Origin of the sequence: Streptomyces sp. Pv4-95 (genome assembly GCF_045782725.1) — a bacterium.
GTDB lineage: Bacteria > Actinomycetota > Actinomycetes > Streptomycetales > Streptomycetaceae > Streptomyces.
Map to the genome: position 1 here is coordinate 1230345 of NZ_CP127172.1, position 22008 is coordinate 1252352.

At 72.3% G+C, this 22008-nt stretch carries 16 protein-coding genes; 8 read left to right on the plus strand and 8 right to left on the minus strand.

Translation table 11 applies throughout. The features are described 5' to 3' along the window. Position 1 precedes the first annotated feature (1 nt). Both QOM21_RS05735 and QOM21_RS05740 read left to right on the plus strand, forming a co-directional pair. Positions 2-1207, plus strand: a complete 1206-nt coding sequence (locus tag QOM21_RS05735; protein WP_407548641.1) for an LLM class flavin-dependent oxidoreductase — start codon at positions 2-4, stop codon at positions 1205-1207. Positions 1208-1395: 188 nt separating this feature from the next. Then, positions 1396-2553: an NAD(P)-binding domain-containing protein gene (locus QOM21_RS05740; RefSeq protein ID WP_407548642.1), complete on the plus strand. Its 1158-nt coding sequence runs from the start codon at positions 1396-1398 to the stop codon at positions 2551-2553. On the opposite strand, the gene QOM21_RS05745 is transcribed toward QOM21_RS05740, so the two are convergent. The 6 genes from QOM21_RS05745 to QOM21_RS05770 all read right to left on the minus strand — a co-directional run bounded on the left by QOM21_RS05745 (position 2514) and on the right by QOM21_RS05770 (position 9552). Continuing rightward, a complete protein-coding gene (locus QOM21_RS05745) occupies positions 2514-3107 on the minus strand; it encodes a GTP-binding protein (RefSeq protein WP_407548643.1) in 594 nt (197 codons plus the stop codon). The genes QOM21_RS05740 and QOM21_RS05745 overlap by 40 nt on opposite strands. Further along, positions 3088-3462, minus strand: coding sequence for a DUF742 domain-containing protein (locus QOM21_RS05750; protein WP_407548644.1), 375 nt, complete (start codon positions 3460-3462; stop codon positions 3088-3090). Before QOM21_RS05750 ends, QOM21_RS05745 begins: the two co-directional genes overlap by 20 nt. 10 nt (positions 3463-3472) lie before the next feature. Continuing rightward, positions 3473-3880, minus strand: a complete 408-nt coding sequence (locus tag QOM21_RS05755; protein ID WP_407548645.1) for a roadblock/LC7 domain-containing protein — start codon at positions 3878-3880, stop codon at positions 3473-3475. Continuing rightward, entirely contained in the window at positions 3877-6507 is a 2631-nt protein-coding gene (locus QOM21_RS05760) for a nitrate- and nitrite sensing domain-containing protein (protein WP_407548646.1), read from the minus strand. Before QOM21_RS05760 ends, QOM21_RS05755 begins: the two co-directional genes overlap by 4 nt. 159 nt (positions 6508-6666) lie before the next feature. Further along, on the minus strand, positions 6667-7449 hold the full coding sequence (locus QOM21_RS05765; protein WP_407548647.1) for an MHYT domain-containing protein: 783 nt from the start codon (positions 7447-7449) through the stop codon (positions 6667-6669). Between the two features lie 798 nt (positions 7450-8247). After that, the gene (locus tag QOM21_RS05770) at positions 8248-9552 is read right to left on the minus strand and encodes an MFS transporter (protein ID WP_407548648.1); all 1305 of its coding nucleotides are present in this window, start codon (positions 9550-9552) and stop codon (positions 8248-8250) included. A 174-nt stretch (positions 9553-9726) separates the two neighbouring features. Between QOM21_RS05770 and QOM21_RS05775 the strand changes: the two genes are divergently transcribed. The 4 genes from QOM21_RS05775 (at position 9727) to QOM21_RS05790 (ending at position 15963) form a co-directional block, all read left to right on the plus strand. Further along, entirely contained in the window at positions 9727-10479 is a 753-nt protein-coding gene (locus QOM21_RS05775) for a (Fe-S)-binding protein (protein ID WP_407548649.1), read from the plus strand. Further along, positions 10476-11963, plus strand: a complete 1488-nt coding sequence (locus tag QOM21_RS05780) for a lactate utilization protein B (protein WP_407548650.1) — start codon at positions 10476-10478, stop codon at positions 11961-11963. The genes QOM21_RS05775 and QOM21_RS05780 overlap by 4 nt, the downstream gene beginning before the upstream one ends. Next, complete coding sequence (locus QOM21_RS05785; protein ID WP_407548651.1) at positions 11960-12604, plus strand: lactate utilization protein C; 645 nt, start codon at positions 11960-11962, stop codon at positions 12602-12604. Before QOM21_RS05780 ends, QOM21_RS05785 begins: the two co-directional genes overlap by 4 nt. 161 nt (positions 12605-12765) lie before the next feature. Continuing rightward, positions 12766-15963 (plus strand): glycoside hydrolase family 2 TIM barrel-domain containing protein, encoded by a 3198-nt coding sequence (locus QOM21_RS05790; RefSeq protein ID WP_407548652.1) that lies wholly within the window; start codon positions 12766-12768, stop codon positions 15961-15963. A 38-nt stretch (positions 15964-16001) separates the two neighbouring features. On the opposite strand, the gene QOM21_RS05795 is transcribed toward QOM21_RS05790, so the two are convergent. Together QOM21_RS05795 and QOM21_RS05800 are read right to left on the minus strand one after the other, a co-directional pair. Continuing rightward, positions 16002-16394: a hypothetical protein gene (locus QOM21_RS05795; protein WP_407548653.1), complete on the minus strand. Its 393-nt coding sequence runs from the start codon at positions 16392-16394 to the stop codon at positions 16002-16004. Positions 16395-16508: 114 nt separating this feature from the next. After that, complete coding sequence (locus tag QOM21_RS05800) at positions 16509-18386, minus strand: ABC transporter ATP-binding protein (RefSeq protein ID WP_407548654.1); 1878 nt, start codon at positions 18384-18386, stop codon at positions 16509-16511. A 118-nt stretch (positions 18387-18504) separates the two neighbouring features. Here QOM21_RS05800 and QOM21_RS05805 point away from each other — a divergent pair, with 118 nt between their 5' ends. Further along, entirely contained in the window at positions 18505-18963 is a 459-nt protein-coding gene (locus QOM21_RS05805) for a MarR family winged helix-turn-helix transcriptional regulator (protein WP_407548655.1), read from the plus strand. A gap of 94 nt (positions 18964-19057) precedes the next feature. Beyond that, positions 19058-22000: an FAD-binding and (Fe-S)-binding domain-containing protein gene (locus QOM21_RS05810; protein ID WP_407548656.1), complete on the plus strand. Its 2943-nt coding sequence runs from the start codon at positions 19058-19060 to the stop codon at positions 21998-22000. Positions 22001-22008 lie beyond the last annotated feature (8 nt).

A 22008-nucleotide genomic window follows, 5' to 3' on the forward strand; every position in this document is an offset into this window, starting at 1 on the left:
CATGTCCGTACACCTGCATTGGTTCCTGCCGACCGGCGGCGACGGACGGACCCTGGTCGACCGCCACGCCTACACCGACGGCGGCATCAAGCGGGACCGCATCACGCCCGTGAGCGGGGTGCGCGCACCCGACATCGAGTACCTGGCCCAGATCGCGAAGGCGGCCGAGCAGCTCGGGTTCGAGGCGGTGCTGACGCCGACCGGCACGTGGTGCGAGGACGCCTGGCTGACGACGGTGGCGCTCACCCAGGTCACCGAGCGGCTGAAGTTCCTGGTCGCGTTCCGTCCCGGTGTGATCTCGCCGGTGCTGGCCGCCCAGATGGCCGCGACCTATCAGCGCATCTCGCGTGGGCGGCTGCTGCTGAACGTGGTGACCGGTGGCGACTCGACCGAGCAGCGCCGCTTCGGTGACGCGCTCGACCACGACCGGCGCTATGCCCGTACCGACGAGTTCCTGCAGATCGTGCGGGGTGTCTGGGGCGGCAAGCCGTTCGACTTCCAGGGCGAGCACTACCAGGTCGAGGGCGGGCTGACCGCGCTGCCGCCGGACCCGCTGCCGGAGATCTTCTTCGGTGGTTCCTCCGCGGCGGCCGGTCCGGTCGCCGCCCGGAACGTGGATGTGTACCTCACCTGGGGCGAGCCGCCCGAGCAGGTGAAGCAGAAGATCGACTGGATCCGCGGGCTGGCCGAGCAGCAGGGCCGCACGGTCCGCTTCGGCATCCGGCTGCACACGATCTCGCGGGACTCCTCGAAGGAGGCGTGGGCGACCGCGAACCGTCTGCTCGACGACCTCGACCCGGAAACCGTGGCCGCCGCACAACAGGCCCTGGGCAAGAGCGAGTCGGTGGGCCAGCAGCGGATGCTCGCGCTGCACGGCGGTTCGCGCGACAAGCTGGAGATCTCGCCCAACCTGTGGGCCGGGGTCGGGCTGGTGCGCGGCGGCGCGGGTACCGCGCTGGTCGGCAGCCACGCCGAGGTCGCCGACCGGATCGAGGAGTACCACGCCCTGGGTGTCGAGCACTTCGTGCTGTCGGGCTACCCCCACCTGGAGGAGGCGTACTGGTTCGGCGAGGGTGTCCGGCCCGAGCTGGCCGCGCGCGGGCTGCTGGACGAGCTCTCGTCACCGCCGGCGGGGGTGCCGGCCGCCAACGGGCGGCCGGCGTCCGCTCCCGGCGGCGCTCCCCTGCTGGTGGCGGGCGGCCGCTGACGCGGGCGTGCCGCTGAGCGGCGCCGAGTCCCCCGCCGTCCCATCGGCAGGGGACTCGGCGCGCTTCCCCCGCCCGGGACCGTGCCGCATCGGCGCGGGACGTGATCCGGGAGGTGCGACCGCAGGACGCCCCCGGGAAGGGCACGGCGTCCGGGAAGACATCCGGCCCTCCCCGGGTTGGTAGAAACATGAACCACAGCGGGGTGCGGCATATCGACGTCGTGGTGATCGGCGCCGGCCAGGCGGGCCTGGCCGCGGCCTTCCACCTGCGGCGGGCGGGCTACGTGCCGGACCGGGACTTCGTCGTCCTCGACCACTCGCCGCGCCCCGGCGGTGCCTGGCAGTTCCGCTGGCCCACGCTCACCTACGACAAGGTGCACGGCATGCACGCGCTGCCGGGCATGGAGCTGACCGGCGCCGACGGGGACCGCCCTTCCTCCGAGGTGATCGGCGGATACTTCGCGCACTACGAGCAGACCTTCGGGCTGCGGGTGCACCGGCCCGTGAGTGTCCTTGCCGTGCGCGAGGGCGACGGGGACACACCCTGGACCGAGCCTGTCGGAGCCGTCGGGGGCGGCCGGCTGCTCGTCGAGACGTCCGAGGGCACGTACGCGGCCAGGGCACTGATCAACGCGACGGGGACCTGGGACCGGCCGTTCTGGCCGCGCTTCCCCGGGCAGGACGTCTTCGCCGGGCGTCAGCTGCACAGCGCGCAGTACCCCGGCCCGGAGGAGTTCCGGGGCGCGCGGGTCGTCGTGGTCGGCGGGGGCACCTCGGCCGTGCAGCAGCTCCTGGAGATCGCCTCGGTGGCGGATGCCACGACATGGGTGACCCGCAGGCCGCCGGTCTTCCGCGAGGGCCCCTTCGGCGAGGAGCAGGGCCGGGCCGCCGTCGCGCTTGTCGAGCAGCGGGTCCGGCAGGGGCTGCCGCCGCGCAGTGTGGTGAGCGTGACCGGGCTGCCGATGACCGAGGCGGTCCTGCGGGGCCGCGAGAGCGGCGTCCTGGAGCGGCTGCCGCTCTTCGAGCGGCTCACACCGACCGGCGTGGCCTGGGCCGACGGCCGTACGGTCACCGCGGACACGGTGCTCTACGCCACCGGCTTCCGCGCCGCCATCGACCATCTCGCGCCGCTGAAGCTGCGCGAGCCCGGCGGCGGCATCGCCATGGAGGGCACCCGTACGCTGCGCGACGCACGGGTGCACCTCGTCGGCTACGGGCCGTCGGCCAGCACCATCGGCGCCAACCGCGCGGGGCGCGCCGCGGTCCGCGACATCCGCCGCCTGCTCGCCGGCGGGCCCCGCGCCGGCTACACCGCCCCTGACGCGGCCGGCAGTCTCGCCTCGTAGGAGGAGGCGGCGTGCTCGACGAGACCGATCAGCACCTCCTTGCAGGACGTGCGGTCCCGGGCGTCGCACAGCAGCACCGGGGTCCCCGGATCGAGGTCGAGGGCCCGCGAGACCTCCCCGGCCCGGTGGGCGCGGGCGCCCTCGAAACAGTTCACGGCGACGACGAACGGGATGCCGCGGTGCTCGAAGTAGTCGATGGCCGCGAAACTGTCGGCCAGGCGCCGGGTGTCGGCCAGCACCACCGCGCCGAGCGCACCCTGGGCCAGCTCGTCCCACAGGAACCAGAACCGGTCCTGTCCTGGGGTGCCGAAGAGGTAGAGGGCCAGGTCGTCGTGGATGGTGATCCGGCCGAAGTCCATGGCCACGGTCGTGGTGGTCTTCTGCTGGACCCCGTCGAGGCGGTCGACGGGCCGGCCGGCCTCGGTCAGCCGCTCCTCCGTGCTGAGCGGCCTGATCTCGCTGACGGAGCCGACGAGCGTCGTCTTGCCGACGCCGAACCCTCCGGCCACCAGGATCTTGAGGGCCATGAAGGAGTCAGAGCGCGCGGAGTCCATCGATCACTTCCCTGAGAATGTGCGCGTGGGGCAACTGGGCGGGCGGTACGGGACGGTTGACGCGGAGCAGTCCTTCGGCCAGCAGATCGCTCAGCAGCACCCGGACGACGCCGAGCGGCAGTCCGGAGTCGGAGGCGATGTCGGCCACCGGGCGGGGGCGTTCACCGCACAGCGCCAGGATCGACCGCTGCTCGGGCGACAGCACGGGGAACTCGCCGGGCGGGTCCTCGGCCTGCACGACGGCCATCAGGTCGAAGGCCTCGCTGCTCGGCCGGGCCCGCCCCGCGGTCATCGCGTAGAGCCGGACCATCGGCCCCGCTTCGTCGTCGTACCAGTGCGGGGTGGAATCGGTCATGGGCGGCCGGTCACTCCGCCCCGGCGCGCACCGGGGTCCCGAGGTGCTCGCCGACCCGCTTGACCAGCCGGGCCATCTCGTAGGCGACCAGGCCGACATCGGCCTCCGCGTCGCCGAAGACCGACAGGCAGGAACCGTCTCCCGCCGCCACCACGAAGAGGAAACCGCCCTCCAGCTCGACCATGGTCTGGATCACCTGGCCGGCGGCGAAGTGGCGGCTCGCTCCCTTGGCGAGGCTGTGGAAGCCGGACGCGATCGCCGCGAAGCGCTCACTGTCGTCGCGGGTCAGCCCGGTGGACGTCCCGACCGCCAAACCGTCGCCGGAGAGCACCACCGCGTAGCGGAGCTCCAGTACGCGGGACACCAAGTCGTCGAGAAGCCAGTTGAGTTCGCCGGAAAGGTGCTGTTCGCCGGTCATCGTGTCTCTTCTCCTCGTGACGGATCATCGTTCGTCCCGTGCGGCCGCCCGGCGTCCTGCGGGTGCCGTGGTCGCTGCGGTGGGGACGGCTCCTGCGCGTGTGGGTGAGCGGCCCCGGAGGGCGGTGTCTGCTCAGCAGGCCGCGTGTGCTCGGCCTGCGGTGACTGCCCCAAGGGCCGGGGCGAAGTGGTGGCGCCACGGCCGCGTGCCCAGCCCGCGCGGAGGGACGCCATGGTCGCCCGCGCCTGCTCCGGGGAGCGGCGCGGGGCGGGCGTGCCCTCGGTGCGCGGAACCCACTCGGGGTGCTCCTGCGGACTGCTCCGCAGTGCCGGTGCGAGGTTGGCCTGCCGCACCCGGCGCGGGAGACCGCCGTCGGTCTCCGCCGGCGCGGGCGCCTGCCCGGTGTCCGGCCCGTCCGCGGCAACGGAGGGGACGGACGCCGGATCGGCTCCGGGCGTGCCCTCCCCCGCGGGAGCGGGAGCGTTCGCGCGTAGGGGCAGGGGCTGCTCGGGCATGGCGTCACCGGGTGCCGGGTCGTCGGGGGTTCGGTGCTCGGGCGGCTGCTCCCGCGGGCTCGGGCTCGGGTCGGCGTGCGACGCCGCACCGGCCGGGGCTGCGGGGAGGGCGCGCGGGTGGCGGGGAAGGGAGGCCAAGGCGCGCCCTGTGCCCGGGTGGCGCCGGTGCAGCAGCGACGCCCGCTCCTGCGCGGCCGATTCGCCCTCGGCGGCCGGGGGTTCCCCGCCGGTCCCGTCGGAGAGCAGCGCTTCGGGCAGCAACACGACGGCGGTGACGCCGCCGTAGCCCGATGGCTGCAGGGTGACCCGGACGTGCTGTCGGTGCGCGAGCCGGTTCACCACGAACAGACCGAGCTGTTCGGTGTCCAGCAGGTCGATCTCGTCGGCGTCCTGGATGCGGCGGTTGGCCTCGTCGAGCGCCTCCTTGCCCATGCCGAGCCCGCGGTCCTGGATCTCCACGGCGATGCCGCTGCCCACCCGCTCGGCACGTACCTGCACCTTGGTGTGCGGCGGCGAGAACATCACCGCGTTCTCGACCAGTTCGGCCAGCAGATGGGTGAGGTCGGCGACGGCGCCGCCGACGAGCCGCGTCTCGGCGACGGTGTGCACCTCGACCCGCGGGAAGTCCTCGACCTCGGCGACCGCCGCGCGCACCACGTCCAGCAGCGGCACCGGGTGGCGCCAGCCGCGTCCGGGGGCGGCGCCGGAGAGGATGATCAGGCTCTCGGCGTGCCGGCGCATGCGGGTGGTGAGGTGGTCGAGCCGGAAGAGGTCCTCCAGTTCTGCCGGGTCCTCGGTACGGCGTTCCATGGTGTCCAGAAGAGCGAGCTGGCGGTGCAGCAGCAGCTGGCTGCGGCGCGCGAGGCTCACATAGACACCGGAGATGCCGCTGAGTGCGGCCGCGCGGTCGGCGGCGGCTTCGAGCGCGGCGCGGTGCACCGCGACCAGGGCCTCGCCGACCTGGCCGACCTCGTCCCGACCGGTGCCGCGCTCCCCGCGCGGCGCCACGGCATCGATGTCCACCGGCTTGCCCGCGTGCAGCCGCCGCATCGACTCGGGCAGGTCGCGGCCCGCGACCCGCAGCGCGGAGTTGCGCAGGTCCTCCAGCTCGACGACGAGCCGGCGGCCGATCTTGACCGAGATGAGCAGCGAGAGCAGCACACCGCAGAGCCCCATGACCACGGCGACACCCGATCCGCCGAGGGTCTCCAGGGACAACGGGTCGGCGTCGCGGGCGGCCCCGGTGGTCGCGCCCTTCTGGGCCGCGCGCAGTTCGCGCAGGACCGCGTCGTTCGCCTGGGTCCAGTGGGCGGCCGGCACGGCCAGGGCCGCGGGGGTGCCGGCGCCGGCGTCGCGTACGGCGTTCTCCGCCGAGTGCAGTTCGCGGTACCCCGCGCCGTTCAGGACGTGGCGGTAGGCGGCGGCATCGTGGGGCCGCAGGTCGTCGACTGCGGCGGCGAACAGCGTGCGCTGCGTGTGCACGGCGCCCGCGAAGGCGTCGAGCCGGGAGGCGGACATCCGTCCGGTCGCCTGGGCGGCGCCGAGGATCGCGTCCTCGCGGGAGATCTCCTCCCGCGCCCGGGAGAGTTCGAGGACGACGCGGACCTCCGAGACGACCGCGGTCTTCTCCAGGCCGCTCAGCGCCCCGACCGTGGCGAGGCCGTGGTCGACGACCTCGGTGTAGCCGCCGATCGTACGGTCGGTGGCCTCCTCGCCCGGTGCGTCCCGCTCCCGCAGGGCGGTCAGACCGTCGGCGTCGTCCATGAGCCTGTCGATGCGGCCGGGCAGGGCGGGGTCGATGGCTTCCGCGTCGGCACTACCCGCGTTGACGCCGTCCCGCAGGGCGGCCGCGGCGGCGTCGGTCGCCCGCTGCCGGTCACGCAGCGCCTGGTGGCGGCCGGCGTCCGGCGCGGCCTGGGCGCGGGCAGCGGCGCTGCGCTCCTCCTGCACCGCCGCGACGAAGTCGCCGACGGGCGCGACGAGGGTGGCGTCGATCTGCTGGAGGCGGTCGAGCTCGGAGACGTTCTGCGCGGTGGTGACCGTGGCGAAGGCCCACAGGGCGATCAGCGACACGACAGGCACCATGAGCAGGGCGACGATCTTCGCACGCACCGACCGGGGCATCAGCCGGATACGGCGATCCCCTTTCCCCTTACGGGATTTGGGCGCTGCGGTCACCGCATGCCGCGGGCCGTTGGCGGGCGACTGCTTATCCCCTTCGGCCCCGGGATGATCCGGGTTCTGTCGTACGTGCATGAATTCCTCGATAGGTCAGGCAGAGGTGGGGAGTTCGGCTTCGCGAAGCGAATCGGCAGAAGCGGATTCGGCACGCTCCCGCGCGGTCGGGGACAATGCGACAAAGGCCACCGTGAGGAAGAGGAATGAGCCGAGAGCGACTGCCAGCGGAAAGATGAATTCCATTGCGGTGGCGCCCGGGAGCGGCGCCCGACTGGGCGTCAGTTCCAGGCGTACGGCGGCCATTCCGGTGTAGTGCATGCTGCTGACGGCGAGCCCCATGACCAAGGAGGCGATGGCCGCACCGGTCGCGCCGCGCACCCTGAGCGCCGCCCACAGGGCGGCCGTGGCCGCGGCGACGGCGATGCCGACGGAGAGTGCGACGAGACCCGGGTCGTAGCCCACCTGCCCGTGCAGGCGCAGGGCGCTCATGCCCAGGTAGTGCATGGCCGCCACGCCGAGTCCGGTGCCCAGGCCGCCGAGCAGCAGCGAGCGCAGCCGGGCCGGGCTGTAGCCGACGGTGAACACACCCGCGCCGACGACCAGGACCGCGACCAGCAGGCTGACCACGGTCAGCGGGACGTCGTAGCGGATCGGGCTGCCGGTGACGCCGAAGCCGAGCATCGCGATGAAGTGCATGGTCCAGATGCCCGAGCCGATGGCGACCGAGGCGGTCAGCAGCCAGTTGCGCCGCGAGCGCCCCTCGGCGGTCAGCGCCCTGACGGTGCAGCGCAGGCCGAGAGCGGAGCCCACGCACGCCATCGCATAGGCGAGGACGGGAGATATCCAGCCCGCACTGAAGTGGTGCATATGGCCCACGGATTTTCCTTTCACGTGTTCGGTTCGCGGCGACGGACGCTAACACGTGATCGACTTGTGAAATTCGGACACGAACGGAGAACGATTCGGGCAGGATTACCGGGTTTTTGACGCAGCGTTTCGCTACCGGTGAGTTCCGTGAGTCATGCATCGACCAAATGTCCGCCATTGCCCGACCGTCACATTCCTGACCGCTTGTCAATTGCGCGCGAACAAGGGGCGGCCCGGCCTGACGCAATGAGAAAGGTCACGCAAAGCTCAATTACCGGAACTCCACAAGGCGCACCGGTCACGCCGAAAAGGGCGAATGGCGCCATACGGACGGCGCGGACGGCGCCGAGAGCGAGGGTCGAGTCCGGTGGGAACAAACGAACGCGGGAGCGAGTGTTCGCCAGAAAGCGTGGTCGAGTCCGACGGGGCTTCCGAGGGGAGGGCGGGCCGGGTGATGCTTACGGGGCGCGAGCGACGGGCTGCAGACCGTTACGGCGCCTCCGGTCGACATCCCTTGCTGGGCCGGAGAGTTGGTCCCACAACGCATCACTTGCACAAGGAGAAAGACCAGATGAACTTCCTCACCAACCTGCTTGCCGGCGTCGTCCACTTCGTGGGTTGGCTCGTCTGACGGACCTCGCACCACCGGCGCCGCCCCTCCCCGTCCCTGGGAGGGGCGGCGCCTCCGTGTGTGCCTCTTGTGCGTGCGCCTCCGTGCACGCGCCCCGTGCACACCTGTGGTCGGGTGCCTCGGCGCCCCGTGCGGCACAGCCCGGTAGGACGTAGGGCGCTCCGGCCGGGCGCGGGCTACTTCTCCAGCGGCTGCCGAGAGGTCTCCGGCAGCGTGAGATAGACACAGAACGACACCAGGCAGAGCACGGCCACGTACCAGGGGAACAGCCCCGCGTGCCCGGCCTGCTGGAACCACGTACCGACATACGGGGCGGTACCACCGAAGAGGGCCACGGTGAGGGAGTACGGGAAGCCGATGCCGGCCGCCCGCACACGCGCCGGGAACACCTCGGCGTTCACGGCCGCGGCGACCGCGGTGTAGCCGGTCAGCAGCACCATGCCCGCGCACTGCACCAGCAGCAGCGAGAGGAAGGCGTCGGTCACCAGGTGCAGCAGCGGCACGGCGAGGACGGCGAACCCCAGCGAGAAGCCGAGCAGCAGCGGTTTGCGGCCGATCCGGTCCGAGAGCATCCCGCCGAGCGGCTGGAGCAGCGCGAAGAAGGCCAGCGAGATGGTCCCGACGGTGAGCGAGGCGCCCTTGTCGAAGCCCGCGTTGACCTGCGCGTACGTGGGCAGGTAGGTGGTCCAGGTGTAGTAGGCGATGGTGCCGCCGGCGGTGATGCCGCAGATCAGCAGGGACTGGCGGGGGTGGCGCCGCAGCGCTTCGAAGAGGCCGGGGCGCGCGGCGGCCTGCTGAGCGGCACTGCGGGTTTCCTGGGCGCCGCGGCGGATCCACAGGCCGAGCAGGCTCAGCAGCGCGCCGACGAAGAACGCCACCCGCCAGCCCCACTGCCCCATCTGCCCCTCGGTGAGCAGAGCGGCGAGCAGCGCCGCGGTTCCCGAGGCCAGCAGCTGGCCGACCGTCGTGGAGACGTACTGGAAGCTGGAGAAGAGCCCGCGCCGGCCGGGGCCGGCGGATTCGACGAGGAACGTCGTGGAGGCGGCGAACTCGCCGCCCACCGACAACCCTTGCACCAGGCGCGCGACGACCAGCACCACGGGGGCCAGCACACCGCCGCTCGCGTAGGTCGGGGTGAGTGCGACGAGGAGACTGCCGCCGCCCATCAGCAGGATGGTGACGGTCAGCGCCGCCCGGCGGCCGCGCCGGTCGGCGACGGCACCCATCAGCAGTCCGCCGACCGGCCGCATGAAGAAGCCGACCGCGAAGACCGCGAAGGTCGACAGCAGTGGCACCAGGGAGTTGCCGGTCCCCGGGGGGAAGACCTGATCCGCGAAGTAGACCGCGAGGAAGGAGTAGGCGTACCAGTCGTACCACTCCACGGCGTTGCCGACGGAGGCGGCCGCCAGCTGGCGCAGCTGAGAGGGCGGTTGTATTCCGCCGGTCGCCCGGTCCTTTGCCACGTGTTCCGCGCTGGGCATGTGTCCCCCGCTCCCGGTTCTTCTCCTGAGCCTGCCGCTGGGGCAGGATGGCCATCAGGTGATCATGTACCGGCGGGCCGTCCGGCCGCCAGGGGCCGGGCCGGGCGGAACTGCGCCGGGCCAGAGGCCGGCGGGCGCTTCCCGGGGCCGCGGCGGCCGAAAGGAGGGCGCGACGTGCGTGTGGCACTGTTCGTCACCTGCATCAACGACACACTCCACCCGCGGACGGGACAGGCGGTGGTGGCGCTGCTGGAACGGCTGGGGGTGACGGTCGACTTCCCCGCCGAGCAGACCTGCTGTGGTCAGCCTCAGTTCAACACCGGCTACCGGCACGCCACCGAGCCGCTGGTGCACCGCTTCGACCGCGCCTTCGCGGAGTACGACCACGTCGTGACCCCATCCGGTTCCTGCGCGGCGATGGTGCGGGACAACTACCCGCGGATCGGGTCGAAAGCGGCAGCGGAGGGCCGGGGCACGCAGCTCGCAGACGCCGCCGCGGCCGCGGTGCCCAAGATGTACGAACTGACCGAATTCCTGGTGGATGTACTGAAGGTGACCGATGTCGGCGCCTACTACCCGCACACCGTCACCTACCACCCGACCTGTCACGGCCTGCGGATGCTGGGCCTCGGGGACCGTCCCCGGCGGCTCCTGGAGCACGTCAAGGGCCTGGAGCTGCGGGAGCTGCCGGGCGCCGAGGAGTGCTGCGGCTTCGGGGGCACTTTCGCGGTGAAGAATCCGGCGGTCTCCGCCGCGATGGGCGCCGACAAGGTCCGCAACGTCGTCGGGACCGGCGCCGAGGCGGTCTGCACCGTCGACAATTCCTGCCTGCTGCACATCGGCGGCACCCTCGCCCGGCAGGGTGCGAAGGTCCGCCCCGTCCATATCGCCGAGATCCTTGCGAGCACCGAAGGGAGCGTGCTGTGAGCGGCACCTATCTGGGCATGCCGGCCTTCCCCCGCGCCGCTGCCGTCTCCACCCGCGACACCCAGCTGCGCGCCAACCTCACCCATGCCACCCACACCATCCGCGACAAGCGGGCGAACGCCGTCGCCGAGCTGGACGACTGGGCGCAGCTGCGGGCCGCGGGCGCCGCGATCAAGGACCGTACGCTGCGCCATCTCGACCACTACCTGGAGCAGTTGGAGGCAGCGGTGACCGCCGCGGGCGGTCAGGTGCACTGGGCCGCGGACGCCGAGGAGGCCAACCGCATCGTCACCCGGCTGGTGGCGGAGACCGGTGAGCGGGAGGTCGTCAAGGTCAAGTCGATGGCCACTCAGGAGATCGGGCTCAACGAGGCGCTGGCCGAGGCGGGGATCAGCGCCTACGAGACGGATCTGGCCGAACTGATCGTGCAGCTCGGCGACGATCTGCCGTCCCACATCCTGGTCCCGGCGATCCACCGCAACCGCTCCGAGATCCGTGACATCTTCCGCCGCGAGATGGCCGCGTGGGGCCGCCCGGCCCCCGACGGGCTGTCCGACTCCCCCGCCGAACTCGCCGAGGCCGCGCGGCTGCATCTGCGGGAGAAGTTCCTGACCGCCAAGGTGGGCGTGTCCGGCGCCAACTTCATGGTGGCCGAGTCCGGCACGCTGGTCGTCGTCGAGTCCGAGGGCAACGGCCGGATGTGCCTGACCCTGCCCGAGACGCTGATCTCCGTCGTCGGTATCGAGAAGGTCGTACCGACCTGGCAGGACCTGGAGGTCTTCCTCCAACTGCTGCCACGCTCCTCGACGGCCGAGCGGATGAACCCCTACACCTCGACCTGGACGGGAACGACGGACGGCGACGGCCCGCAGACCTTCCATCTCGTACTGCTCGACAACGGCCGGGCGGACACCCTCGCCGACACCGTGGGGCGGCAGGCGCTGCGCTGCATCCGCTGCTCGGCGTGCCTGAACGTCTGCCCGGTCTACGAGCGGGCCGGCGGGCATGCCTACGGATCGCCCTACCCGGGCCCGATCGGCGCCATCCTCACTCCTCAACTGCGCGGCACGGAAGGCTCGTTGGAGGCGTCACTGCCCTACGCCTCATCGCTGTGCGGAGCCTGCTACGAGGTGTGCCCGGTGGCCATCGACATCCCCGAGGTGCTGGTGCACCTGCGGGAGCGGGTGGTCGAGGGCGGGCCGGTGACACGGCACGGCGTGCGCACGGTCCTCAAACCGGCCAAGGGGCACGCGGCGGAGCGGGCCGCGATGCGCGCGGCGGGCTGGGCGTTCGACCACCCGGGCGCGCTGCGCACCGGTATGCGTCTGGCGGCCCGGACCAGGCGGCTGCACCCCCGGCGGCTGCCGGGGCCGGGGCGCGCCTGGTCCGACACCCGCGATCTGCCGCCGGTGCCCGCGGAGTCCTTCCGCGACTGGTGGCAGCGCACCCGGGGCACGTCCGAGCAGCGAGGGAGCAGCCAGTGAGCAGCCGCGAGGTGGTGTTGGCGCGGATTCGCCGCGCCCTGGACGACGTACCGCGCGGCGAGGGGCCCGAGGATCCGCCGGTCAAGCGCGACTACCACCGGGTGCACGGTTCGCGTACGACGGCGCAGACCGTCGATCTGCTCGCCGAGAACCTCGCGGACTACCGGGCGGTCGTGCACCGCAGTGACGCGGCCGGATTGCCGGCGCTGATCGGCCGGCTCCTGGCGGAGCGGGGGGCCAGGACGGTGCTCGTACCGCCGGGTCTGGACGCCGGGTGGCTGGCCGAGGCGGATGTCATCCCCGTTCCCGATCGTGCGGAGAGCACGGCGCAGGAACTCGACGCCGTGGACAGCGTGGTGACGGGCTGCGCGGTCGCCGTCGCGGAGACCGGCACCCTCGTCCTGGACGCGGGCCCCGATCAGGGCAGGCGCCGGATCACGCTGGTGCCGGACCATCACCTCTGCGTCGTCCGCGTCCCGGACCAGGTCGTCGGCTCGGTCCCCGAGGGGTTGCCGCGCCTGTCGCCCGACCGCCCGCTCACCTGGATCTCCGGCCCCTCCGCGACCAGCGACATCGAGCTCGACCGGGTCGAGGGGGTGCACGGGCCGCGCACACTGGAGGTGATTTTGCTGGCGGAGTGAGCGAGGGCCGTGATGGGCGCGGCATGTGGTGCCCGAAGTGCTCGCAGGTGGGGTGTGCGGGGCGGGACGCGTGCGGCGAAGTGGCGTGCGAGGGGCTTGTCTTACGCCTCCACCGTGTTCGATCCTGAGGCTTCCTGTTGCCTTGCGTTCGGAGTTGTCGCATGAGCGTACGCCGTCTGAGCCGCCGGTCGTTCCTCGCCACCAGCACGGCACTGGCCGGCTGGGCGGCCTTCGCCGCGCAGAAGCAGGCATTCGCGGCGGGGGCGGCCGGCGCGGGCAGCGCGGACGGCGAGTGGAACGCCCGGCCCGGCGTCTTCCAGGTGAACCGCGAGGCGGCCCGCGCCCGCCTCGTGCCGTACCCCGACACCCGGGCCGCCCTCGCGGGCCGGATGCGTGAATCGCCCTACTACCGTTCCCTGAACGGGAGTTGGCGATTCCACTGGTCGAAGAATCCGGACGAGCGGCCGACCGAATTCCACCGACCCGGCTACGACGACAGCGGCTGGGACCGCATCCCCGTCCCCTCCAACTGGGAGATCGAGGGCTACCCGGAGCCCATCTACCTCAACATCAAATATCCCTGGACCGGCTACGAGACACCCGAACCCCCGCACGTCCCCGCGGGCTTCAACCCCGTCGGCTCCTACCGCCGCACCTTCACCGTGCCCGGGGACTGGGGCGGCCGCCGCACACTGATCTCCTTCCAGGGCGTGAAGTCCGCGTTCTTCGTGTGGGTCAACGGGCAGCGGGTCGGCTACAGCGAGGACAGCTACACGCCCGCGGAATTCGACATCACCGACCACCTGGAACCCGGCACGAACCACCTGGCCGTCGAGGTCTACCGCTGGTCCGACGGCAGTTGGCTGGAGGACCAGGACATGATCGACCTGTCCGGCATCTTCCGCGAGGTGTACCTCTACTCCATCCCCCGCGTCCATCTGCAGGACCTGGAGGTGCGCACCGACCTGGACGGTGCGCAGCGGGACGCCGAGCTGACGGTCACCGCGACCGTGCGCGACCGTGGCGGAAAGGGCGGCGGGCCGAGCTCCGGTGCGCACCGGCTGACCGCCATCCTGTACGACGCCGCCGGCGAGCCGGTCCTGCCCGAGCCGCTCAGCGCGGCCGTCACCCCGGGCGCGGGCAAGGACGTCACCGTCACGCCGAGGGCCACGGTCGAGGCACCCGATCTGTGGTCGGCGGAGGCCCCGCATCTCTACACGCTGGTGGTCACCCTCACCGACCCGGCAGGCCGGACCGTCGACGTCCAGCGCACCCGGGTCGGCTTCCGCAGCGTCGCCTGCGGGCCGCACACCTTCACCGTGAACGGCAAACCGATCGTCTTCCGCGGCGTCAACCGCCATGAGTCCGACCCGGACCACGGCCAGGCCGTCACCGAGGAGCGGATGCTCCAGGACATCCTGATCATGAAGCGGCACAACATCAACGCGGTGCGCACCTCCCACTACCCCAACCATCCGCACTGGCTGGACCTGTGCGACGAGTACGGCCTGTACGTCATCGGCGAGGCCAACCTGGAGTCGCACGGCATCCGCGACCGGCTGCCCGCGAGCCTGCCGGAGTGGACCGCCGCCTGTCTGGACCGGATGCGTTCGCTGGTGGAGCGGGACAAGAACCATCCGAGCGTGGTGGTGTGGTCGCTGGGCAACGAGGCGGGCGAGGGCGGCAACTTCCGGGCCATGGCCGACTGGACGCATGACCGCGACCCGTCCCGGCCGGTGCACTACGAAGGCATGAACGACGTCGCGGATGTGCACAGCGAGATGTACACCAAGCCCGCCGACGTCGAGAAGTACGGCAGGTCGGGCAACCCCAAGCCGTACATCCTGTGCGAGTACGCCCACTCGATGGGCAACAGCACCGGCAACTTCCAGGAGTACTGGGACGTCTTCGAACGCTATCCCAACCTGCACGGCGGCTTCATCTGGGACTTCGTCGACCAGTCGATCCGCCGCCCGGTGCCCGGCGACCCCCGGCACACCTACTTCTCCTACGGCGGCGACTGGAAGCCCGGCTACCCCACCGACGGCAACTTCTCCTGCAACGGCATCGTCTCCTCCGACCGGACGCCCCACCCGGCCATCCACGAGGTCAAGAAGGTCTACCAGGCCGTGCGGATGGCGGCGGCCGACCCCGCGGTGTTCAAGGTCAAGGTCACCAACCGCCAGCTGTTCCTGGGACTGGACGCCTACGAGCTGCGCTGGGAGGTCACCCGCGACGGTGAGCGGATCCAGCACGGCACGCTGCCCGCTCCCGAGGCGGGACCCGGCGCGGACGCCACGGTCACGCTGCCGACCCGGCGCCCGCTGCACCCCGAGCCCGGCGCCGCCTACTGGCTCAACCTCTCCTTCGTGCTGCGCCGCGACACCACCTGGGCGGCGGCCGGACACAGCGTCGCCGCCGAGCAGTTCGCCCTGCCCTGGCATGCCCCGGCCCCCGCGGACCCGGTACCCGCCGAGCTTCCGCCGCTGACCTTCTCCGAGACCGCCAAGAGCGTCACCGTCAGCGGCCGCGACCTCGAACTCGTCCTGGACAAGGCCGCCGGCACACTCGCGTCCTTCCGCCACCGGGGACGGACGCTGCTCTCCGGCGGCCCGGTGCCCAACTTCTGGCGCGGCCCCACCGACAACGACATCGGCCGCGGCGCCCAGGACTCACTGCGCACCTGGCGCGAGGCGGGGACCGGGCGCACGGTGACCGGTGTGCGGGCGGCGCAGCCGTCCGCCGGTGAGGTCACCATCGAGGTCACCGCCACGCTGCCCACCTCCCCCACGAGTTCCCACTGGGACACCGTCTTCACCGTGCGCGGCGACGGCGAGGTACGCGTCGCCCACACGCTCCGGCCGGGCGCCGGACTGCCCGACCTGCCGATGGTGGGCGCGTTGCTCACCGTTCCCGAGGGGCTGAACACCTTCGAGTGGTACGGACGCGGGCCTCAGGAGAACTACCGGGACCGGCGCACCGCGGCGTTCGTCGGCCGCTACCGCACCACCGTCGACGCGCAGTTCGCTCCGTATGTGCGCCCCCAGCAGACCGGCAATGTGACCGATGTGCGCACCGCCTCGCTCACCGGCCGGGACGGAACGGGCCTGCGGGTGCGCGCCGAGCCGGGCGAGGACGCGCCGCTGCTGGAACTCAGCGCGCTGCACCACACACCGGCGGATCTGGACGGGCCGCGCCATCCGTACGAGGTGAAGCGGCGGGGCGAGACGCACCTGGGCGTCAATCACCGGCAGATGGGGGTGGGCGGCAACGATTCGTGGGGCGCGCCGCCGCTGGAGGAATACCTGCTGCACGCGGACCGGACCTACCGCTACGCGTACCGGCTGTCGCCCGCGTAGCCGGCATCCGGTCTCCTGTGGACCGCCCCGGCCGGCGCCTACGGGCGCGGCTGCGGGGCGGTCTCGCCGGCGGTGCGGGCGGTGTGCAGCGCCCAGGCGATCAGCGGCACCTGGCCGGGCAGCCGCCCGTAGGCGAGGGCCTTCAGGGGCGCCGGGCGATCGCGCCAGTCGTAGGCCATCTTCACGTTGGCGGGGAAGACCGCGGCGAAGAGTCCCGCGGCGGCCAGGGCGCCCGCGCGGCGGGTGCGGGGTGCGGCGATCGCGGCGGCCACCGCGATTTCGGCGACGCCGCTGGCGTACGTCCAGGCGCGGGCGCTGCCGGGGAGCCGCTCGGGCACCATCGCGTCGAACGGCTTCGGTGCGAGGAAGTGCACGACCCCGGCTCCGGCGAGGAGGCGGGCCAGGAGACGGGCGGAACGGTCGTTGGCCACGGATGCTCCCGGTGAGGTCGGTCCGGCGGACGCGGGCGATGCGGAAGGGTGGGTGCGGCGGCCGCCCCGACCATTGAACTGGCCGCCGCGATCTCGACCTTACCCGCGGGTCACTTACTGGGTCATCATCTGATCGTCGGCAGTGGTGAGGCGTGCGTCACGATCAACGGGCGGCAGCGCGGCCGCGGCGGCAGGGGCCGGTCCTCCCCGGTGCGCGTCACGCCGCACCAGCGCCGCGTAGCGCCCGTCCGCGGCAAGCAGCTCGTCGTGGGTGCCCCGCTCGGCGATCCGGCCCGCGTCCAGGACCACGATCTGGTCGGCGTCGCGGACCGTGGACAGGCGGTGCGCGATGGTCACGGTGGTGCGTCCCCGGGACAGCGCGTCGATGGCCTGCTGGACCGCGTGCTCGGTGCGGGTGTCGAGGGCACTGGTCGCCTCGTCGAGGACGAGGACCGGCGGGTCGCGCAGGATGGTGCGGGCGATGGCCAGGCGCTGCTTCTCGCCGCCGGAGAAGCGGTAGCCGCGTTCGCCGACGAGGGTGTCGTAGCCGTCGGGCAGGGCGGCGATGTGGTCGTGGATCTGGGCGGCCACGGCGGCCCGCTCGATCTCGTCGTCGGTCGCGTCCGGCTTGGCGAAGCGGAGGTTGTCGGCGACCGAGGCGTGGAAGAGGTAGGTCTCCTGGGAGACCACGCCGACGGAGCGGGCGAGCGTGTCGAAGTCGAGGTCGCGCACGTCCGTGCCGTCCAGGGTGACCCGGCCCCCGGTGACGTCGTAGAGCCGTGGCACGAGATAGCTCAGGGTGCTCTTGCCGCTGCCGGTCGGGCCGACGACGGCGAGGCTGCCGCCCGCCGGGACCGTCAGGTCGATGCCGCGGAGCGTGTCGCCCGCGCCGGGGTCGTAGGAGAACGTGACGTTCTCGAAGCGGACCTCGCCGCGCGGGGTGGCCAGGCGGACCGGCTCGGCCGGCTCGGTGATGGCGACGGGCAGATCGAGGTATTCGAAGATGCGCTGGAAGAGCGCGAGGGAGGTCTGCATCTGCACGCCGGTGGACAGCAGCGAGACGGTGGGCCGCAGCAGTCCCTGCTGGAGCGTCACGAAGGCGACGAGCGTGCCGATGGAGAAGGTGGGCCCGCCGAACCGGAGGACGAGGCCGGCCGCCCAGTAGATCAGTGCGGGCATCGCGGCCATGACGATGCCGATGGTGGCCAGCCGCCAGCGTCCGGCCATGTTGGAGCGGATCTCCAGGTCGACCAGGCGCTCGGACTCGGTGACGAAGCCCCGCGTCAGCGAGTCGGCTCGGCCCATGGTGCGGCCGAGCAGGATGCCGCTGACGGACAGCGACTCGGTGACCATCGCGGACATCGACGCCATCTGCTTCTGCCGCTGGGTGGTGATCCGCTTGCGCTCGTTGCCGACCCGCCGGCTGATCCACACGAAGAGCGGGAGCAGCAGCAGCGAGACCACGGTCAGCCGCCAGTCGAGGGCCAGCATCGCGACGACGGTGGCGATGACGGAGGTCAGGTTGGACACCAGGGAGGTCGCGGTGGAGGTGACCGTCGCCTGCATGCCGCCGATGTCGTTGGCGATCCGGGACTGGACCTCGCCGGTGCGGGTGCGGGTGAAGAAGGCCAGCGGCATCCGCTGGAGCTTGGCGTAGACGGCGGTGCGCAGGTCGTGCATGACGCGCTGGCCGACGGTGGTGGACAGCAGGGTCTGCAGCACACCGAAGACGCTGGTGGTCACGGCGGTGACGATCATGCCCAGGGCCAGCAGGGTGAGCAGGCCCGTACGGCGGTCGGGAATCGCCACGTCGAGAATCTCGCGCAGCAGGAACGGCGAGGCGACCGAGACCAGCGAGGAGGCGCCGACCAGCAGGCCGACGAGGGCCAGCCGGCCGCGGTAGGGGCGGAAGAGAGCGAGGATCCGCCGCAGCTGGACCGGCTGGTCCGGATCCTTGGGCGGTGGCGTCCACTCCGGTTCGTCGCTGCGCATGGGCTCCTTCGAGGGGGTGCGGTGGGTTCCACGGACGGAAAGACAAGAGTCGGTTTCAGGGAGCCTAGCTCATTGTTACCTAGACTCACAATGAACTTGGTCCTGTATCCTTCGCCGCATGCCCTCCCCCGAGCCGACGGTCAGCACCTCCCATGTCGCAGAGCAGCTGGTGCGGCTGACCCGCCGGATGCACCGCGCCCAAAAGCATCACCTGGAGCATCTGGACATCGCCTTCACTCCCGCACAGTCCCGGCTGCTGCGCATCGTCGACCACTGCCGTGACGCCCCGCCGCGGATGGCCGACCTCGCCGAGCGCCTCGAAGTGGTGCCCCGCGCGGTGACCACGCTGGTGGACGCGCTGGAGGCGAACGGCGCGGTGCGCCGCGTGCCCGATCCGGACAACCGCCGGGTGGTGCGGATCGAGCTCACCGACACCGGCCGGTCGACACTCCGCGCGTTGCGCAGCGCACGCCGGGCCGCCGCGGAGGACATCCTGGCTCCACTGACCGCCGAGCAGCGCGAGGTCCTCGGCGAGCTGCTGTCCACTCTGGTCGACGGACCGGGGACGCACCACTGAACCGCGGCCGACCGGCTTCCGCGCCGCCGGCCGAGAGCTGAACCGACCGCACGGCGCCGGGCGGACCGGCGCCGGCCGACCGGAGGAGTGCGCCATGCCCCTGCTGGAGCCGAAGCCGGATGCCCTGCGGCCCGCCGTCACGACGAGCCCCGCGCACGACCGGGTGCCCGAAGCACGCGCCTCGGGCACCCCCGAACCGCTGCGCAGTGACCTCATCGCGCTGCTCGGCGCGGAAAAAGTGCTCCACACGATCTCCGACCTGGTCGCCTACGCCTCGGACGCCAGCCCCTACCGCTTCGTCCCGCAGGTCGTGGTGCTGGCCGAGGACGTCGACGACATCTCCGCCGTCTTCTCCTACGCCCACGGCAAGGGCCGCAACGTCGTCTTCCGGGCCGCCGGCACCTCCCTGAACGGCCAGGCGCAGGGCGAGGACATCCTGGTGGACGTACGGCGCCACTGGGCCGGCATCGAGGTGCTCGACGGCGGCGCGCGCGCCAGGATCCTCCCGGGCACCACGGTCTGGCGGGCCAACACCACTCTCGCCCGCCACGGCCGGCTGCTCGGCCCCGACCCGGCGAGCGCCCTCGCCTGCACCCTCGGCGGGGTCGTCGCCAACAACGCCTCCGGGATGACGGCCGGCACCACCCGCAACTCCTACCGGACGCTGGCCTCGCTGACCCTCGTCCTGCCCTCGGGCACGATCGTGGACACCGCGGACCCGGCGGCGGACGGCGAGCTGGCGCGGGCCGAGCCCGCACTGTGCGCGGGACTGCTCGCCCTCAAGGCCGAGATCGAGGCGGAGCCGGAGCTGGTGGCCCGGATCCGCGCCAAGTACCGGATCAAGAACACCAACGGCTACCGGCTCGACGCCTTCCTCGACGGCGCGACGCCCGCGCAGATCCTGCGCGGGCTGATCGTCGGCTCCCAGGGCACCCTCGGCTTCATCGCCGAGACGGTCTTCGACACCCTGCCCCTGGAGCGGTGCACCTCCACCGCCCTGCTCTTCTTCCCCACACTGCGGGAGGCTGCCGCCGCCGTACCGCGGTTCAACGAAGCAGGGGCGCGGGCCGTGGAGTTGATGGACGGCAACACGCTGCGGGCCTCGGTGAGCGTCCCAGGGGTGCCCGCCGACTGGGCGGAGCTGCCGAAGGAGACCGCTGCCCTGCTGGTGGAGTTCCGCGCGGCCGACGAGTCCGCGCTGCGGGCGTACGAGAAGGCCGCGGCACAGGCGCTGGCGGGCCGGCCGCTGATCGCGCCGGTGGCGTCCGTCAGCAATGCCTTCACCCGGGACGCCGCCGCCATCAGCGGTTACTGGAAGGCGCGCAAGGCGTTCGTGACCGCGGTCGGCGGCTCCCGGCCGCCCGGCACGACGCTGATCACCGAGGACTTCGCGGTGCCGCCTGCCCGGCTGGCCGACGCCTGCGCCGCGCTGCTGGAACTCCAGGCCCGGCACGGCTTCGACGCGGCCGTCGCGGGCCACGCCGCGCACGGCAATCTGCACTTCCTGCTCGCCTTCGACGCCGCCGAGGCGGCCGATGTGGCGCGCTACGCCGCGTTCATGGACGAGTTCTGCCGGCTGACCGTCGAGCGGTTCGACGGCTCGCTCAAGGCCGAGCACGCCACCGGTCGGAACATCGCGCCCTTCGTGGAACTCGAATGGGGCCCGCGGGCAACGGAGTTGATGTGGCGGATCAAGGCACTGGTCGATCCGCACGGCATCCTGGCCCCGCGCGTCCTGCTCGACCGCGATCCGCAGGCGCACCTGCGCGGCCTGAAGACCATTCCCGAGGTCGAGGCGGTCGCCGACCCGTGCATCGAGTGCGGCTTCTGCGAACCGACCTGCCCCAGCGGGGACCTGACCACCACCCCACGGCAGCGGATCGTGCTGCGCCGCGAGATGACGCGCCAGCCGGCCGGTTCCCCGGTCGAGCGCGAACTGCTGGCGGCGTACGGCTACGACGCGGTGGACACCTGCGCGGGCGACGCGACCTGCGCACTGGCCTGCCCGGTGGGCATCGACACCGGCGCGCTGATGAAGGATCTGCGCAGCCGCCGGCACTCCCCGCGCGAGGAGTGGGCGGCGGCGCAGGCGGCCCGGCGGTTCAAGGCCGTCGAGCGGTCGGCGCGGCTGGCGGTGGCGGCCGCGGACCGGATCGGCGACCGGCTGACCGCGTCGGTGACCGGCGCCGTCCGCAAGGCCGTACGCCCTGATCTGGTACCGCAGTGGCTGCCGCACCTGCCCGGCGCCGCGGCCCGTAAGCTGCCCGCCACCCACAAGGCGGACGCCGTCGCCGTCTACTACCCGGCGTGCGTGAACCGGATCTTCGGCGGGCCCGCCGGGCACCGCGGACCGTCCCTTCCGGAGGCCGTGGTGGCGGTGTCGCGGCGCGCCGGCCGGCCGGTGTGGATCCCGGCGGACGTCACCGGCACCTGCTGCGCCACCATCTGGCACTCCAAGGGCTACGAGCGGGGCAACGTCCTGATGGCCAACCGCATCGTCGAGGCGGCCTGGGGGTGGACGGCGGGCGGCCGACTGCCGCTGATCGTGGACGCCTCCTCCTGCACGCTCGGCATCGGCCAGGAGGTCGTGCCGTACCTGACGGACGGCAACCGCGCGCTGCACGCCGAACTGACGGTCCTCGACTCCGTCGTCTGGGCCGCGCGGGACCTGCTCCCGCATCTGCGGATCCTGCGCACGGTCGACTCCGCGGTGCTCCATCCCACCTGCTCCATGCGGCACTTGGGGGACCAGGACCGGCTGCGGGAGGTCGCCGAGGCGTGCGCGCGGGAGGTCGTGGTCCCGGACGACACGGGCTGCTGCGCCTTCGCCGGCGACCGGGGCATGCTGCACCGGGAACTGACGGAATCGGCCACCGCCCGCGAGGCGGCGGAGGTCACCGTCCGGGAGTTCGACGCCTACCTCTCCGCGAACCGGATGTGCGAGGTCGGCATGGATCACGCGACGGGCGGACGCGGCTACCGGTCGGTCCTCCTGGAACTGGAGCGCGCCACCCGCCCGGAGGCGGAGCGGGGGTGAGCAGGCGC

Bases quoted from the DNA above. Each gene is read 5' to 3' on its own strand.
- QOM21_RS05755 (WP_407548645.1), bottom strand. From the start codon at position 3,880: ATGACCGGCGAACAGCACCTTTCCGGCGAACTCAACTGGCTTCTCGAC.
- QOM21_RS05810 (WP_407548656.1), top strand. From the start codon at position 19,058: ATGCCCCTGCTGGAGCCGAAGCCGGATGCCCTGCGGCCCGCCGTCACG.
- QOM21_RS05740 (WP_407548642.1), top strand. From the start codon at position 1,396: ATGAACCACAGCGGGGTGCGGCATATCGACGTCGTGGTGATCGGCGCC.
- QOM21_RS05790 (WP_407548652.1), top strand. From the start codon at position 12,766: ATGAGCGTACGCCGTCTGAGCCGCCGGTCGTTCCTCGCCACCAGCACG.
- QOM21_RS05735 (WP_407548641.1), top strand. From the start codon at position 2: ATGTCCGTACACCTGCATTGGTTCCTGCCGACCGGCGGCGACGGACGG.
- QOM21_RS05800 (WP_407548654.1), bottom strand. From the start codon at position 18,386: ATGCGCAGCGACGAACCGGAGTGGACGCCACCGCCCAAGGATCCGGAC.
- QOM21_RS05805 (WP_407548655.1), top strand. From the start codon at position 18,505: ATGCCCTCCCCCGAGCCGACGGTCAGCACCTCCCATGTCGCAGAGCAG.
- QOM21_RS05745 (WP_407548643.1), bottom strand. From the start codon at position 3,107: ATGGACTCCGCGCGCTCTGACTCCTTCATGGCCCTCAAGATCCTGGTG.
- QOM21_RS05770 (WP_407548648.1), bottom strand. From the start codon at position 9,552: ATGCCCAGCGCGGAACACGTGGCAAAGGACCGGGCGACCGGCGGAATA.
- QOM21_RS05750 (WP_407548644.1), bottom strand. From the start codon at position 3,462: ATGACCGATTCCACCCCGCACTGGTACGACGACGAAGCGGGGCCGATG.